The organism is Nocardia sp. NPDC047654 (assembly GCF_043205035.1).
Taxonomy (GTDB): Bacteria; Actinomycetota; Actinomycetes; order Mycobacteriales; family Mycobacteriaceae; genus Nocardia.
Genome location: NZ_JBIDDF010000002.1, coordinates 294,029 through 311,907 on the forward strand (window position 1 = coordinate 294,029; position 17,879 = coordinate 311,907).

Genomic DNA, 17,879 nt, shown 5'->3' on the forward strand with positions numbered 1-17,879 from the left:
ATCGACCAGATGCCCGCCAAAGCGACAGCGATCGTGCGATCGCTGTCGAGCTTCAATACCGACAACGTGTTCGTATTGACCAAGGACAGCGGCGGCCCGGTCGTTGAAATCAGCCCAACCATCGCACGGATGAAGCCGATCGACCGCTCCACGGGCGCAACGAAATTCGATTCGGTCGTGCGCAAAGTATGGGTTGCGCTATACGACGAGAACGGCGTGCTGATACCTCCCCCGGCTTCGAATCCAGGCGGCGTCGCGCCGTCGATCGGGCCCAGCACGCCTGGCCCGACGACGATGCCGCCAGAGCCCGCACAGCGCTCGCAGCAAACGCCCCCAGCCGACCCGGCCCCCACATCCCGGCAAGGCGGTGCAGCTGACCCGCGCCTCGCGATGTTCACACCGAAACAAGGCGATCCAGCACAGGAAGACCGCGGATCGGCTCAGCCGCAACAAGTCGTGTGGCCGGAGGCGCCCACCGACGCAGACCACGCACAGCCCCACGAACCGGCTCTTCCAGCCGAGGGGGATCCATACCAGCCGGTCGGCGCACCCCGTTGGCGGGATCATTACGAAGTCGATCTGACCTCGGCAGCCGGGGTGAGCGACCGGGGCGGGCGAACCGGCGAACAGCACAACGTGAACGAGGATTTCTTCGCAGTCGAGACGGCGTATATCGGTCACGAGCGTTGGACTTTGGCCGCGGTCGCCGACGGCGTGTCCAGCCAAGGAGACAGTGAAGAGGCATCGGAGGCAGCTGCCGAAGCAGCCGTGGCTGTTCTCCATGAGGAGGCAGGCCGTGTCGCACAGGGCGGCAGGCCGGACCCGGAAGGAACCACGAAGAAGGCGCTCGAGGCCGCTGACCGTGCCGTTCGCGATCTGATAGCGGGAAAGTACGCTGATCCCCCTCTTCCGCCGGCCACCACACTGGTGCTGACCCTCGCCACTGCGACACAGCTCATCACCCTTTCGCGCGGCGATTCACCCGCCTTCTGGATCCCGCTCGACGGTGGCCCCGCGATCGAATTGACCAACGCCGACCCCGCCATCGTCGAAATGGCGAAAAGCCTCGGGATGACCGTGCACGCGCTGCGGCACTCATGGCTCGCTTCGAATTTGAACAGCTATCTGGGTGACACCGAATTGGGCGACATCGAAATCAGTGCGCGCGACCTTCCTGGAAACGGCTTCGTAGCATTGTTTTCCGACGGTGCCGTGAACATCTACTACGAAGACGAGTCGAACGCGGGCACACCCGAGCAGAAAATCGCCGACATGCTTCGACAGAATCTGGCGGAATCGTCGGGCAACCTGCTCGGTGCGGCGAGGGCATTCGTACAACACGCCATCGATGAGGGTGAACACGACAACGTCACCGCCGTGCTGATCGGCACGCCGTCTCCCGAGACCGGCACCGCGAAAGCCCCGCACGCGGCGACCGAACCCGACGACCGACCCGTTCCGCCCGAGGGCCACGTTGGACCCGCCCCAGCACCGACGCATCGCACGCCCGGCGCCACGCCATGGGCGGGAGCTGCGAATACCGAGCAGGACTCTCCGTCGAGCACACCGTGGAGCTCGAGCGCCGCCGAACGGTCCACCGCCACTCCCGCTGACGACCCGCGAATCCAACAACGCAGCGCCCGCGAGCCTGACCCGTTCGCCGCCACTCGTTTCCGCGCAGCCGGCTGGAACCGGCGCACCCACCGCATGAACGCGGTCCTGGCCGTCCAACGCAACAACGATATCCCGGACGATCCGGTGCACGGGATCCGTAACAGACAGCGCACAGCACCGGACGCGCCACCCTCGCCCGACCCGCCACCCGCACCGGACGCCCCACCCTTACCCGACCCGCAACGATCCGGCCACGACACTCCCGAGCATCGGTTACCCCTGTCCGCCGAGGCTGCGTCCACCGGCGGAGAGGCTGATCTGCCACCCATACCGGATCTGCTCACCTCCTCATACTGGGAGCTGCGGAACTGGGCGACCATGCTGTATGTCGAGGACGCGGAGGCGCTGATCGCCGCTACGCATGCCAGAACCGTTGCGCACCTGAAAGCTTTCGATCGGGGTGAGCCGCCACCCGCAGCGGAGATGATCGGCACGGCACGGGCACTGAACGTCCTGGTATGGGAGCAAAGCAGCCGTCTCTGGGAAGACATCCCTCTCCGGGGACTTCGGGACTACCCGATGCTGTTCAGGGTTGGGCGAGAGATGTCCGCCCGACTCCCGGAAGCAAGAGAGCTGTATATCGCGGCCAGTAACGTATTCAATGTCGCTGGGGCCCTACCCAGGGACATCACCGGTGACGCACCGACGCGATGGGCAAACCCCGGCGACGAAGTTAATTTTCTGCACACTGTTCCACAGCACATCGGGCGTATGACCCACTATATGGAACGTGCAGTGGCAGCAATCCCATGGTCGGAAGAAGACGATCTTTCATCCCGGAATATGAGACCGGGTATCGAACACCTCGGTCCCACCGCCAGCGCCTTGGCGCAGATATCTGGCCTATCTCATCATCTCGAAGAGGTGCGGAGACATGACGGAACGGATTGGTCGGAGTATATCGATGGCTATCTGGTTGCCCGGTTCGGGACGGCATTCGACCCGAGCTTGATTCGAGCCATCCGATCACTACCGTCGGAGGCAGTGGCATTCACACAAGCACAGACCGGATCGGATGAGGCTTTCGGAGGGGCGGCAGCAGCTTATCTATCCGATATCACTCTGGTGGCCGAGCACTATCTGACCCGCAGCCGCGACGGCTCGTACGCATTCGACCTGTTGCGCCGAGCGGATGAAGCGTTCAGCGCAACGGCTGCGCGTCTGGCCGATTCACAAGCTGCGCAGGACGCCGCCCGAGCGATAAGACTGCTGCACAAAGACATTGCCGACGTCCGCGAGGAGCGAGAAGACTACGAGGTCATCATCGTCGGCGGTAATGCACTCGCCCATTTCGAAAACCCCGCATTCGCCGAATCGATCGATCCTATTCTGCGAGAACTCCACTCCATTACTGCGGAAAGAGATGCGGCCGATTCCAAGGTGCCGTCGACGTCCGACAACGAACCGGCGAACCCGTCCATTGGCAGCGCCGAGTCAGCTGCGCGACCTCCCCGCGGCACCCCATGGAGCGGTCATCGCGCTACCGCGACCACATCCGACGTCGACAAGGTATCGACCGAGCAGGCAACCCCCGACGACCTCGAATCGGCGACCACCGCCGGTTCCATGGATCAGGCCACCACAACTCCCACGCCTTGGGATCGAACCGCGCAGAACGAGCCCCACTCCGCCCTGACCGGAGACGATCTCCCAGTCCACCACATACCGCCCACTGCAGCGCGTCCCGACCGTACTTCGCTGGAAGGCGCTATGGACTCGGGAGAGGGTGGGCACAAACCCCACTCGCCCATGTCGGTAGGCCAGTCAGGTGGCGGAGCCGCGCAGCAGCAGACCGATGCGACCTCGGAACCGGAGACCCCCACGGCCGATGCCGCCGCAATCACAACCGTGCGGGAAGCCGGACTTCGCCCGGAATATGACGCCGTGCCAATGCCACCGGACATGTACATGTACACGCCGGAAATCGCCGCAACGCTCGACTACACGAATGTGTATACCGCCACCGGGGGCGGAATCAATGACGAAGACGCACCCTATACCACCGGGCCGGAAGGTGATGTATTCTTCCTTACAGCCAAGGGCGACCGCTCGATGCCGGCTCCCCCTGGAACGCATGCTCTGCTTTACAGTACATTTCCCAATCCCGACATACATGCATATTCATTCGGGCATTGGTTTATCGACGGTGGCCGGAAGGTATACATCACCTTCGGCAGTAAGATGCTTCCAAAAGCATCGGCCGACCTGAAGTACGTTGCCCAGGGCCTATTCGAAATGGCCGAGCGTGGTGTACCGGTCGAATTCGACGACAACATACTTGGAGACCTGTGGCGAAAGCAGATCCCGGTTAGCGTGCCGACCGCCGGTCCACTGATCGATCAGCGCGGCGAAAGCCCCCACCCGGCAGTTCCCGATGCTCGTACCATGTTCCCTGGGGCCACCGCTCAGTTCTGGATGTACGTCACAGCCGTTGTCCCGGCGGATGATTCGCTATCGATCGTATTCTCGATCAACCCGGTTCTGGGAAAGCCGGGCCGGATCACCTTGGTACTCACGCGCGAAAATGACGCAATCACAGCCAAATACACGGATATCGCCCTCGGCGAGGATGCCGATCGGGTAACCGCCGCGATCGACGACTTTCACACCAGGGTTGTGGATCCGTGGCTGACCAGGTCGGGAGCCGTTTTCACCGGCAGCGATGCGCCCGTAGATAGCGCGACCGATGATCCGGGAGCTCACCTGCAAGAACTGCGCATTCGCCTGGAATCGACACGGGCCGAACTGGCCGAGGTATTGGGCGTGCTCACGGATCTGGTGCGAGCCGGGTGGGTGCGGCAGGCAGTGACCATCGCTCAAGGGTGGATTCGAGGGCTGGACGAAACAGGCTGGGCGGGGGTGGCTTCAGCCCAGGATATGGACCTTCTCATCGACTGGGTCGCACTGCGGCTTCCCGTGCTTCGGGACATCGAAGCCGCGAATGCGGCGCAGGCCGACCCGGTGACACAGCAGCAGCTCGCAGATCCAGGCGAGGAGCTGGATCACCAATTGGCGAACCTACTAGGACTATCAGAACCTGGCACGACAGCCCACACATCCGCCGACAATCCACTGATGGAGCTACGTGCGCTCGCCGATGCGACGAGCGACCCGGGCCTCCAGCGACTCGTCGAGGCGATCGAGAACTTCCTGCTCGCCGACCGCGCCGTCGCTCGGTTCGAGAATGAGATGCGTGTCGGCAGCGAGCCCCGCCGCGGGCAAGCGGAAGCGACCAAAGCACCGGACGATCCGGACGCGGCCTCCACCACACGGATAAGCCGAGCGCCCAGCGAAAGCACGCGCGAAAACCCAGACGAATCAGCGCCGTCCCACCCCGGTGTGGTCGACTCCGACTCGTCGCCGCGGTCTCCTTTTTACGGTTGGGACGAGAATGGTCGCTACGTCGAATTCGAGTTCGACGATGTCTGGATCATCCCGGTGTCTTCGTCCGACGGGAAGATTTCTGGTGCAGGATTTCCTGGGGACGAGCAAAATGCCGATGAGATCAGAGCGTGGGGCCTGACGGACAACAGGCCGGGAAACCGAGAATTCATACCCGTATGGCCGGTGTCGGATGTGGCCACAAGAATGTCGGATATAGCTCCGACATCGCAGTGGGCTGACGACCCGCAGCCCGAGAAAGCCCCGTACTTCGATGCCGAAACAAATGCTGAGCCGATCGTCTTGTTCGCGCATGCAGAAGAAGACGGCTATCTGATCAAGCTCGCAGATCGGCAGACTGGGCAGCGTAGGGGAGTCCTTGTCGACGGGGTCGTGTTCGGCCGCATTGTGTGGTCGAGTGATTACTTCCAAACCGCCCTTGCCCAACATCCGGGAAGTCAGTTGCTGCTGGTCGGGTGCAGCGCAGCGGCCGGAGATGCACACCGGTTGCTGTCGAACTATCTCCACAAACAAGGTTTCACAGGGGATGTCTGGGGCGGTCGCGACATTATGCTCACGAGCGATGAGGGGCATGTATGTATTCGGATCGAAGTGGCCCCGGACGGCACCATGGTTCCGCCATTCGACGTTACTCGCGCTCCCGGATCTCCTGACGAGGAAGCCCCGGCAGAGTCTCCGCCTCGGCAGGCGGCACAGCCGGAGGCGCGTCCGCCCAGCCAGGGGGCTGAACCGTCGACTACCCCGGGCGGACTCCCACCCAATCCGCTACCCCCGGGGGTCGAACTCTTCCACCATGTCGACCCCAACCCTGTCGACGCCCACTTCCCACACCCCCCACATGGCATAGGAGCGAACAAACAACGAAACCTCAACCAGCACCTTCTCGAATTCCACCACCACGGCAACGGCGATGACCGTTTCTGGGACGAACCACATCCGGAGGACGCACGACAACAACTGGAAGAAGGCACCCCCCAAACCGACCCCGACATCGCACGCGAACGCGCCTTACCCCCGGCCGACGCCAGCGCACTAACCTCCGACGACCACGCCAGCTCCGGAGACGGCGAGGCATTGCTGGCGGTCAAGGTAGCGGCCGAGGCAGCTCTGGACGCGGCCGCCAAGGGGGACGAGCGCCAGCTGAAACGGCTGCGGCGGGCCATCCGGCAACTCGGCAACCGCGACTATGAGCAGTACCTCGAGCTCCGTTTCCTGCAGGGTCTGACGGTTGCCGAGGCCACGGCCGCGATCACCGCCAACCGTACGGCCGATGCCGCCAAGTCGCTTCGGCGCCGCGCCGTGCATGCCTTCGCCAAGATCCTCCCCGTGACCCCCGAAGAGTTGCTGCAAATCCTCGACACAGCAGCGCCCAAGACGAGCCTGGCGGAGCATGCCAACCGAATCGGGTGGGAGAACGCGCTGCGTCTGAGGTTGCGCGCGGCGATTCTGTCGGGTGGGCTGGCCGAGGGTCGCTCTCTGCCCGGGGCACTGGCCCTCGCCCAGCATCTGGGCATACCGTGGAAGCGCCCCGTGGGTGACGCATATCGTCAGCTCTCCGACGAAGGCTATGTGGTGATCAAGCATGCGGTCGGAGTGGCTGTAGCGAGCCACGACCGATGGCCCAGCACACCGGCGTTCGACGTCGGATGGCTGATTGCTCCCGCAGATTTGCTGGAGATCTTTACAGCGGAGTCATCGATCAGGGACCTGGTGGATGCAGCCCGGGGCGCTTGGCGCATGGTTTCGACCGCTCTGCGTCACGCGATCGTGTCGGGAGAGCTGCCGGAAGGCGGATTGTTGCCTACGGCTCGGGAACTCGCCCATTATGTGCCGACGTCGACGGATTCCGTGGCCAGAGCCTATGGACAGCTGAGCGCTGAAGGGTACTTGGTCACCAACACCAGGCTGGGCACCGCGGTGGCGAGTCGAGACAAGTGGCCGACCCCGACTCCTACGCCGACAACGCCGCCCAGAGGCCATGGCCTGTCCGATCTCGATGTCAAAGTGCTAGAGCTGACCGCGGAAGGCCTATCCGTCAGAGAGATCGCAGAGGCCGCCGCTGTCCCTCGGAAGAAGGTGCACTACAGCCTCGAACGCATTCGCGTCAAGCTCGGCGTCAGTGGCGATCGAGCGGAGATCGTAGCGGTAGCCAAGCAGAGACGAATCATCGGCGACCAGGATCATCAATTAGGCTCCCGGATCACGAGTCGAGATAAGTGGCCCGTGCAGGCATCCGCCACACCGGCGGCCGATTCCATCAAAGCGGGCGTTACGAACACGGGTTCGCTACGGTACCTATGGCCGGAGGCGCTGCTGGAACTCGGAGCGGACGCGACGCTCCAATGGCTGACCACGCCCGCCGAACGCCCGTCGGGCACCGACCTCGAATCGTGGTGGAACGACCGGCTGACACCGGCGCTGCGCGCGGCGATGATCCAGGCGTTTCCGTCCGAGGTCCTGGCGATGGACATCGCCCTCTCACCGGAGACCGTGGCCGCTGCCGAGCAGCGGCGGATGACGCTGCTCGAAAACTCCCGGGACGCCCGGACCGCCGCTGTACCCGCCGCAGCTCAAACCACCGCGAGCAACCCTGATAGGCCCCGCGGACGCGAGGGGGCACGAGACCAGCCCCGTGATCCTTCCGTGGCGGAGGAATCGGTCCGTACCGCGATCGACGAGTCAGTTCCGCGGTGGCCGTCCGCCGCACGGACGGCTGCGTCCGACACCGCCGTCGCGGTGGCGGCCGACGCCGCTCGGCACGGGGCCACGCGGACAGCGGTCGTGACACCGCACGCGGACGTACTGCGGGTCACCGTCGAACACGAGAGCGCCGCCGATTTGTCCCCGGAACTCGTGCGAACATTGGAGACCGGCACCACCAGTTGGCGGGCCGAATCGTCAGGCACCACTCGCCGGGTTATCTTCGAATTCCACCTCCGCGGTGACTCGGCGGACGTGCCCGAACGCGCCGACCCCGCAGACGATCCGGTCGTGGGTTCCCAAACTGTGCGGGTCGGTCCGATGGACGATGCGTCGGCCACGATCCGCGCTTTGGCGTTCATCATGATCCGACCGGATATCCCTTTCTGGAACCACATCGGACCTGCGGTGAACGAAGCGGCGGCGCTGGCGGAGACGCTGGTGCGAGAAGTGGGCCGGGAGGGCCGGGCGGTGAGCGCGACGGCGACGATCACCCGGTCCGGCCGGTGGGCCCTGGATGTCGTCGAGGAGGCCGCCGACTCGCCGCGATCCGGCCGTACCGTCTTTCGGCCGAGCGAATACCGTCCGGCGAGCGACAGCATCGCCGAGATCCTCGATCGTGCAGTGGCTCCGGGCGCGACGACACGGGCCTCGGAGCCAGGGGCCGCGCCGGAGCGTCGCGATGTCGTGGCCGACGCCGCTGGGAACGATCCCCTCCGCCTCCTCACTTGGAATATCGCGGGTGCGCGCCGTTCGCGCTCCGCCGAGGCGTTCGACTACGTCGACGATCTGCCGTCTTTCGTCCGGGTATTGAGCGAGATCGGCGCGAAGGTCGCTTTCTTGCAGGAGTCGGAGGTCGGCCCGGACGGTTCGAACGCACGGCAGTTGGCTGAGATGCACGGCTACCAGTACGTCTACGAGACAGTGATGTGCCCGTCACACATGGATACGACCAAGGCGATCAGCCTTGCCGTGCTCAGTGATCGGCCGATCGAGGCCGCTGTCGACATACTGCTGCCCGCTACGGGCGTCGAGCTCACACTCGGGGGCCGAGCACTGGAGCCGGACGAGCAGTTCGACCGGTACGCGCAAGCCGTCCGGATCGCCGGTACCTGGTTCGTGAATCTCCACCCCGCGCCCCTGGGTTTCTTCGGCCGCAGCTACGAGGAGCACCAGGACGTCGAAGGCGCGGCGCATGCCAGGGCGATCGAGCAGTTGCTGCACTCCCTGGCGGATGGCCTGCGGTCCCTGGCGGGTGGTCCGATCGTGTTGCTCGGCGACTTCAACACCGATGACCCTGGTTCGGTATATCGAGCGCTGATCGGCGAGTTGGGTCTCACCGCCGCGCTCGATCCGGCGACCAAGACCGTTCCCTGGGGCAGTGCGCCGGACCAGGTGCTCGTTTCCCCGGAACTACGGACGACCCGCAGCGGCATCGTAAGCACCGAAACCGACCACTACCCGGTAGTGACCGACCTTTCGGCTGCCACCCCCGATTCGCTCCCGGTTACAGCGCGCGAAAGCCGTGCAGTGAACCAGCCTTCGACCGTACAACGCTCGCCGGAAGCAGCGGCACAGCCAGACCGCACTTCGTCCAGGAACGAGCAGGTGTACGAACAGCCGCCTGCGAAAGGTGGACAACCGAGTCCGGAGGTGGCCCTCCGGATCAGCAACCTCGAGGCGCGACACACGGAAATCAACACGATGACCGTGCAACGCCATCGGGAGGGAAAGGCGGTCAGCGCGGATAGGTTGAATCGGGCCTACGGCCGGATCGAAGCCGAACTGGCCCGTCTGAGGAGTACCGAAACGGTAATCGACGACGTGCCGGTGGTCACCGGCCCAGACCACCAGCTGGCGATGGACTCGGTGTTCCATCCCGAGCGCGCCTACCAGCGGGCCTACCGTGACGCCATGAACAGGCTGCTCGGTTATCCCTTTGTCCGCGCCAACCTCGCGCCGGCCGAGGCACAAATCGGGCTGACCGAGATACGACGGGCGATCGACCGCGCCGCCGAGCTCGCCGCTGATATCGGCCGCGCGGAAGAAATGGGGGAGATCGAGGTCCTCGTAACGATTTTCGAATGGACCGAGCAAGCCGATGCGGGCGGTCAACCGATTCCGCTCGAAGACGATCAGGCAGATCCCCGGGGTGGTGAAGTTTCCGAGACGGCGACCATTCGACTGCTCGACTCCGCCGACAGTGACGCAGGCGCGGCCACAGAGATCGCATCGACGATTTCGATGCAAGCGGATCCCATTCGGAACGAAAACGACTCCACCGACATGCGACGCGAACAGGCTCGTGAACGGGGCCACCAAGCCGCACTGCCGGACGACACCGTGTACGCGGTCCCCGAACCCGACGAAACCGCCGCCTTGGGCCGCGTTTCGAAGCTCTACGCCGCGCGAATGCCGGACGGCAGGACCGTTCACTTCCGCCTACTGGGCCACCCATACGGCTACCCGATCCTGCTCTCGCCCGGCACGCCCGTCGGAGTCGACGGCCCGCTACCGGATCATCAGGCGCTGTACGACCGCGGATTCGCGGTCATTGTGGTGGAAAGACCCGGTTACGGCGACTCGGATCCGCTGCCAGGACGCACCGTAGCCGATTGCGCCCGCGACATCATTCACATCGCGACCGAACTCTTCGCGTTCGACCGCTATTCCGTGCTCGGACGATCCGGTGGTGGATCGGTGGCCATCGCGGTCGGGGCGCTGGATCCCGACCATGTCGACCGGGTCGTCTCCCTCGTGGGTACCGCTCCCCGGCTGGACGACATGGGTGAGTGGATGACAGGCATGGCCGAGCCGAACCAGCGGATCTACGCCAGGCCCGACATCGAAGCCATGACCGCGACGCTCACCGGCATGGCCGAGAACATCGCGAGGGACGGGGAGTGGTTGCTCCGCTACAACCAGGAAGCCTTCACCAGGGTGGACCACATGTGGGTCGGCACACACCGCAAAGAGCTCGCACGCGGTTATCAACGCGCGTTGCGGAACTATCCGCAAGCATGGGCGGACGACGCTATTCAGCTGACCGGGCACTGGGGAATCCGGTTCGACCAGTACCGCGTCCCGGTAGACATCGTGCACGGCGCCGCCGACCAATTCTCACCTGTCGACCACAGCCGCAATAACGCCAGGCTGATCCCGACATCGAAGCTGTATCTCTTCCGCGGCGTCTCCCACATGATGGGCATGGACGCACTGCCTGTCATCGCGAGCCACTTCCGTGCCGAACGGGACGCGTTCTGTAGTTCCTGGCGCGACGACCAGCGCATACAAGCGATCCAGCGCGCCGAATCGAACCCCCTGCCGTTCCCGAAGTGGATGTACTGGGCGCGCGACAGATGGGATTCGGTACCAGACTACGAAGAGAACGGTCCAGTGCTGGATCTTCCGCCGCACCGTGCCCGTGGTCTGGATGGGCTGGGTTTCGATCCGCCATCCGCAGTGCCGGATCCATTCAGCGGAGTGGCGCGCGGAGTGCCCCACGGTGTGGTGGCGCACGCCGCCGACCCGAACCGCCGAGAGTACGGCGCCCTCGAGGGAACCGATCACACCCCGGTGCAAGCGGCCACAGCGCAGTCCGGGGATCAGGGGATGCCTCCCGAAGACGCGAATTCCACCCGAGCGGCAGCGGACTCGGAATACTGGGCCGAGGTAGACGCCGCCATCGAGCGAGTGGTGGCGATCAACCCCGCGTTCGAGTACCTCCGTAAAATGCCGAAGCCCGCCGAGGGGGCGCCATTCGGAGCGGAGTGGGTCAGCAATCGCCGGGAATGGTTCCACGCGTTGTTCCACGAAGATGTCGAGACGCTGCGGGAGATAGAACTCACCGAGAAGGATCTGCTCGAACTGGCGCGACTGATCAAGCGTGCGCCGCTCTACATGACGCTCATATTGGTCAACGTGACCGGTTCATCGATCGATCAGCTGGTGCATGAGCGCAAGGTCGATTGGCGCACATTGTTCTTCACGCAGGAGAAGATCACCCGCGACGGCGATACCATCCCCGTTTGGAAGTTCCGGACCCTGCGGGTGGATGCGCCCCCCGAGGAGGCCAGCGACCGGAACGTCATCAACGAAATCACCCCGTGGGCGAGGCTGCAGCGCACCACCTCGATGGACGAGTTGCCGCAGCTGGCGTTGATCGCCGCCGGCATCATGCAGTACTACTCCGGCAGACCGATGCTGAACCCGGACATCGAGCTGATGGACGACGCCCGCAGGCGCGGGGTGATCACCGACGAAGAGTACGCGTTCTGGCTCGGGTATCTGAAGGACGACTTGTGGTCGGCTGCGTTCTTCCCAGGGTGCCGGTGGCTCGAAGCCCAGGGAGACGACTACCTGAAGGCTCGGGTCCTGTGCGCCTTCATCTGGTCGCGGATGGGCTCCCGCGCGGCCGAGGAGTACCTGATGGAGGTCGTCGACAGGTACCTGTTCAGCACGGTCCTGCGGGAAGGCGCTGAGTTCGTACTCGGCACGGCGACAGAGATCGTGGAGAGCATCGCCGGTCTGCTCCCTGGGCAAGCGGGGCGAAAGATTCTGGAAACCGGGCAGCACGTCTTCGGCGGCGTGACCGGTGCGATCGGAAACGTCATTCGCGGCGTGGCCGGTCGGGCCGCGGACCTCGTATACCCGACGCCCGAGAACCACACTGACGCCCCCGGCAACAACAACTCTGCGCCCGACGCCAAAGACCGGGGCCGCAATACTGAGCCGAGAACACCCGATGTCGGCGCCGACCGCGATGCGTCTGATGACAACGTCGATCTCGACGAACCGCTGTATGTGGCACACGTCCCGGACGACCTCGATGAACCGCTCTATGTGGTGACATCCGAAGAGGAAATGGCGATCGATCGATCGGACGAGCCGATCTACTCGGTGTCGCCATACGCACACCTGTCCCTGTATCCAGTGCTGCGAGATCTGCTGCCGGTCAAGGAGTACCGGCATCTCGGTGGCGATCAGGGTGTGGTGCTGCCACGAACGACGGCGCTGGCGCTCCGTGACACCGCGGTCGAGCACGGTCAGCCGATGTCGGGTTCCTACAACAACGTCTACCTGCTCGGAGATTTCGCGATCCGCATCCCGAAGGAAGGCCCGGATCGGCTGGACTTCGTGCTCTGGCCGAAGGAGTACCAGACGTTGCGCGCGTTCGCGCAGGCCGGGGTACAAGGGGTGCCGCGGGTGCTGCACGTGGAGTTGGACGATCAGGGCGAGGTGCTGTTCGAGATTCAGCGGCGGATCTACGGCGAACCTGTGACGAGCCTCCACGACCTACGGGTGCTCGAGGCTATCGTGGAAACAAATCGTCAGCTGAATGCGGTTCCCGTCCCGCAGACACTATTGCCGCTACCGGCCGGATACCCGGAATCGGGCGATTCGGTAGGGTTCTTCCGAATGCTCATGGAATTCATCGAGCAGAAATATCAGCGATATCGCTCGGTTGAGCCGTACCGAACCATGCTCGCTCACGTCGGGCTGGGTGCCTCCCTGAGACCCGTACTCGAGTCGGAAATACCGTACATTCGTTCCCAGCGATTCACCGTCATACACGGCGATCTGACAGATGCCAATATTTTGGCGAACCTACAAGGTTACGAAATCGTGGACTTCGGGCTGGCACTCTACGGTCCCAAGGACTACGAAGCGGCGGTGTTCTCGCACCGGAGCCCGAGCGCCCCAATGGTACTCGACCGGCTCCATGGTCACCTGGAGCCCTGGGTTCGTCTGCTCGATGTGAGCCGAGTCTTCATCGACACTGTCCGCTTGGTGGACGCGGCGACGTCACCGGACTCCGACCACCCTCAGCTGTACGGGTTGGCTTGGAATGTGGCCAAGTCACTTGGCCGGGCCCAGCAGTACGGCCCTGATCGGCAGGTTCTGGCGGCCGACGAGATACTCCAGCTGGCTTACACCCTCCGGGTGGAGACCGCGATCGATCGCGAAGAGGATCTCTTCATAACCGCCGCGCCACAGGAGCCCTATCCGACCGATACGCCGGAGGACCGATCCCCGGAGTGATAGTCATTCCGGCAGCTCTCGCCTGCCTTTATCCACTCGGCTGTTGCCCGATAGGGAGGAGGGGGCGGCGCAACATCGGTATCGAAGCTTCCGCCCAGCGCGACGCGGACCAGGAACCGGCTCGGCGGAATAATGGGAAGGTTCAGGGGCGGCGGCGCGCGTAGTGATGCTGCTAGAACATTCTCCGTCATAGTTCATCGGGCGTGAGATGCGCCCGAGAAGGAGGAGAGTTGGCGGACGAAGCGAACGAATTGACCGCCGACCACAACCTCGCCCGGGTCTTGGCAGCGAACGGACCCGCGGGCTGGCAACGCGTCGACGCGGCTTTCGCGCTTACCGCGGTTGGTGAGATCTGCCACGTCGTCTATTCCGTCGGGACGCAGGCGATAGCGGTGGACCTGCCGGATTCCGCGGTCGACCTGATACGCCAGATGCGCATCGCGGCGGCGCGGTCCAGTTCCGGCCCGTGGTGGCGACTGCTGGTGTCCATGACCAGCTCGGCCGAGATCGAGGTCGCCTACGACTACGGCGACGAACCCTTCCCGGACGGTCAACTGTTCGTGCCGGAGGCGTATCGGGCCGACCTCGAGACGTATCCGCGCGAGAAGGTGCCGGTGTGGCTGGCCGCCTACATCTGGCACGGTGACCGGCAGCGGCGCACCCCGCAGCAGGCCGCCGCCCAGGCGCGCGCCGACCGGGCCGAACAGGTGTGGGCGGTACTCGCGGAGAACGAGTTCCCGCCGTTTCCGCAGATGTGGGCGCGTTGGACCACTATCGCCGCGGCCTTCGTGGCCGCGAAGAAGGAATGGGGCCCACGGATGCTGCCCTGGGTAGGCGTGTTCGAAGGCACCTCACGCGGGGGATCGACATTGCACGCGCTTCCCGCCGGACGGGCCGTATTGTCCGGTGGCGTATGGAACGCGCCGACCTTGGACGCGGTGTACAACGCGGGCGCGCCGATGCCGGAGCTGTACGGCGGCGCGCCGGACTGGTTGGCCGACCCGGTCTTGAACCCGCGGGCGGCATCCGGCCTGTTGTCGTTCTGCTACTGGTGGGAAGCGGGGCGCTGGTACCGGGGGCAGTCACCGCCCGCGCAGGAGTGCGCGCCCGCCGTGCCGGGCATGTGGACGCGGGAGACGGCGATCAAGATCGTGGCGGGTCTGCTCGCGGACAGCGCGGGAAGGGACGCGCCGGAGGCCATCGGCGCGTTGTTGTCCGCGGCCGAGGCGGGGAGAGTGACGCGATCGGAGCTGGTCGCCGTATTCGGCGATGACGGCCGTTACGACATCGACGGCGCTCTCTATCAGTTCTCGGCGGCCGGGCTGCTGTCCACCGTGCCCGAGCCGATGCCCGCCGCACAGGCGATCGGCCGGGTACGGGACTACATCACCGGACGGCAGCTGGACACCACCGGGTATCCGCTGTCGCAGCTGAGCGCCGATCGCTTCCGCTTCGGCTGGATGGTGCACGTGCCCGCCCACGCGAACGCGCAGACCCGCCGGGCGATCTTCTACGTCGCCGACGACGGTGAGTTCGCGCACTCCTCCTCCGCAGACGACCCGGAGCGATTCGTCGCCGCGTTCGAGCAGCGCTTCCTCGACCGCCACGGCCCGCTGACCTGACAGCACGCGCGGGTACCTTTGCCACCGGTTCGCTGAGCTACTTTTCGTTATTCTGAACTCAGTCGGTAGAAGTTGCTGTCCGCGCGGCGCGACACTCGGGTACACAACGGCCGTTCGCCGCCCGGCACCCGAGCAGGAAGGTCGATCATGTCGCTGGAAGCCAACAAGGCGCTGGTCCGCCGGTTCTATCAGGAGATCGACGCGGGAAACGTCGACGCCATGGACGACCTCGTCGCGGAGGATTACCTCGACCACTCGCCGCCGCCGTTTCCCGGCCTCGCCACCGGCCGCGAGGGCCTCAAACAGGCCTTCCGCATGTTCTGGGACGCCACTCCCGGGAGGCACGTGATCGAGGATCAGCTCGCGGAGGGCGACCGGGTCGTGACACGGCTCACGGCGTACGGCCGCCACACCGGGGACCTACCGGGGATACCGGCGACCGGGAACGAATTAACGATGACCGGTACCGCGATCCACCGGATCGCGGACGGCAAGATCGCCGAGAAGTGGTCCGACAAGGACGTGCTCGGGTTCCTTCAGCAGCTCGGAGTATTACCCGCCCTGGGAGGACACTGACCGACTGCGGCCTGATCGCGGCGTTTCGAAACACGAAAATAGGGAAAGCCGCGTATCAGTACCAATCCGATAAGCGGCTTTCCCGTCTGTGGGCGAAGGGGGACTTGAACCCCCACGTCCCGAAGGACACTGGCACCTGAAGCCAGCGCGTCTGCCATTCCGCCACTCGCCCGAGCGACTGGGAGACAGTATCACGGCCTCGCGCCGGATACGAAATCGCCATTTCAGAGGCCTGACCGGCAGGCTGGACAGGTCCGGGAACCCGGGGCCGTCGCCAAGAGTTACAGGTGTGGACGATCGTGGATATCATGCAATGAACGTGGTCGATTAACGACACGCCATACACGCGTGTCGTTGTTACGAATCAGGAAGAGACGCGCACCGAAGGGAGGCCTTGATGGGCATCGTTTCGCGATTCGAGCGTCGCCTGCAAGGTGCCGTCGGTGACGTGTTCGCCCGAGTATTCGGCGGCAGTGTCGTACCCCAGGAGGTGGAGGCGGCGCTGCAACGCGAGGCCGCCGATCATGTCCAGGACGTGGGCGGAGGGCATCTGCTGGCACCCAACAGCTATGTGATCACGATCAACTCCTCCGATCACCAGCAGTTGGACGCCGACCACGACCTCACCACCCGCGCGTTCGCCAAACACCTGCAGGACTACATCCGCGAACAAGGCTGGCAGACCTACGGCGAAGTACACGTGGCGTTCGAGGCATCACCTACGCTGCACACCGGACAGTTCAGGGCGAGTGGCCGCGTCGATCCCGACGCCGGACACAGAGCCGGCGCGGCTCGCGGCCCCGAATCACCGCCACAACGACCTGCAAACCCGCAACCAGGAGCTGGCCCCATGACGCAGAACTCAGGCTACGACCCGAGCCGTGAGCCCGCGGAGTCCGATCCACGCAACCGCGGGTACGCTCCACCGCCTGCCGGTCGCGGCGGTGCGCAGAACGGCGCGTACCGCGACGACTACGGCCGCGGTGGCGCGTACGGGGCGGATTACCAGGCTCCGGACGCGCAGCAGGGTTACGGCGACTACCAGAACGGCTACGACTACCCCCAGGGTGGCCAGGGCGGTCAGGGCTACGGCCAGCAGGGTTACGGCGAATCCGGCTACGGCCAGCAAGCAGGCTACGGCGAATCGGGCTACGGCCAGCAGGGCGGCTACGCCGAACGCGGTTACGGCCAGCAAGGCTACGGCGACCAGGGCTATGGCCAGCAGGGCTACGCCGATCAAGCCTATGGCCAGCAGGGCTACAGCGATGCCGGTTACGGCCAGCAGGGCTACGCCGAGCCGGGCTATGGCCAGCCAGGCTATGGTCAGCCCGGATACGGGCAGTCGGGATACACCGATCCGGGCTACGGCGATCAGAGCTACGCCGATCCAGGCGGCTACGGTCAGGACGACCAGGGCGGCTACGGTCAGGCGTACTCGCAGCAACCCGGCTACGGCGCCGCGCCGCAGGCTTACGCGGGCGGCCAGGGCTACGGCGCCGCGCCGCAGGCCGGTTCGGGCTATTCGGCGACCCTCCAGCTGGACGACGGCAGCGGCCGGACTTACCAGCTGCGGGAAGGCAGCAACATCATCGGCCGCGGCCAGGACGCGCACTTCCGCCTGCCCGACACGGGCGTGTCGCGCAGGCACATCGAGGTGCGCTGGGACGGACAGACCGCGATGTTGTCCGACCTCGGCTCCACCAACGGCACGCTGGTGAACGGCTCCCCCGTGCAGGACTGGCAGCTCGCCGACGGCGACGTCATCCGTGCGGGGCACTCCGAGATCCTGATCCGTATCGTCTGATCCCGTAAGCTCGCGGTGCAGGTCACGACATGGCTCTCGAGGGATTCGTCGGCCGTATC

4 protein-coding genes and 1 tRNA gene (1 of these 5 cut by a window edge) are annotated in these 17,879 nt (G+C 64.8%); 4 read left to right on the forward strand and 1 reads right to left on the reverse strand.

The window, feature by feature from the left end; genetic code table 11:
• The 3 genes from ACGF7Y_RS09825 to ACGF7Y_RS09835 form a co-directional block, all read left to right on the forward strand.
• Positions 1-13,818 carry the 3' portion of an alpha/beta fold hydrolase gene (locus ACGF7Y_RS09825; protein ID WP_393231535.1) on the forward strand. 11,565 nt of this gene lie to the left of the window's left edge, so 13,818 of the gene's 25,383 nt are visible here — the last part of the coding sequence; the start codon falls outside the window, past its left edge; the stop codon is at positions 13,816-13,818.
• Positions 13,819-14,048: 230 nt separating this feature from the next.
• Positions 14,049-15,440 carry a hypothetical protein gene (locus tag ACGF7Y_RS09830; RefSeq protein ID WP_393231538.1) on the forward strand — a complete coding sequence of 464 codons (1,392 nt, stop codon included), beginning with the start codon at positions 14,049-14,051 and terminating at the stop codon, positions 15,438-15,440.
• Positions 15,441-15,587: 147 nt separating this feature from the next.
• Positions 15,588-16,016: an ester cyclase gene (locus ACGF7Y_RS09835; RefSeq protein WP_393231541.1), complete on the forward strand. Its 429-nt coding sequence runs from the start codon at positions 15,588-15,590 to the stop codon at positions 16,014-16,016.
• 89 nt (positions 16,017-16,105) lie between these two features.
• On the opposite strand, the gene ACGF7Y_RS09840 is transcribed toward ACGF7Y_RS09835, so the two are convergent.
• Positions 16,106-16,188 (reverse strand) — tRNA-Leu (locus ACGF7Y_RS09840).
• Positions 16,189-16,413: 225 nt separating this feature from the next.
• Between ACGF7Y_RS09840 and ACGF7Y_RS09845 the strand changes: the two genes are divergently transcribed.
• Positions 16,414-17,820, forward strand: a complete 1,407-nt coding sequence (locus ACGF7Y_RS09845) for an FhaA domain-containing protein (RefSeq protein ID WP_393231543.1) — start codon at positions 16,414-16,416, stop codon at positions 17,818-17,820.
• Positions 17,821-17,879 lie beyond the last annotated feature (59 nt).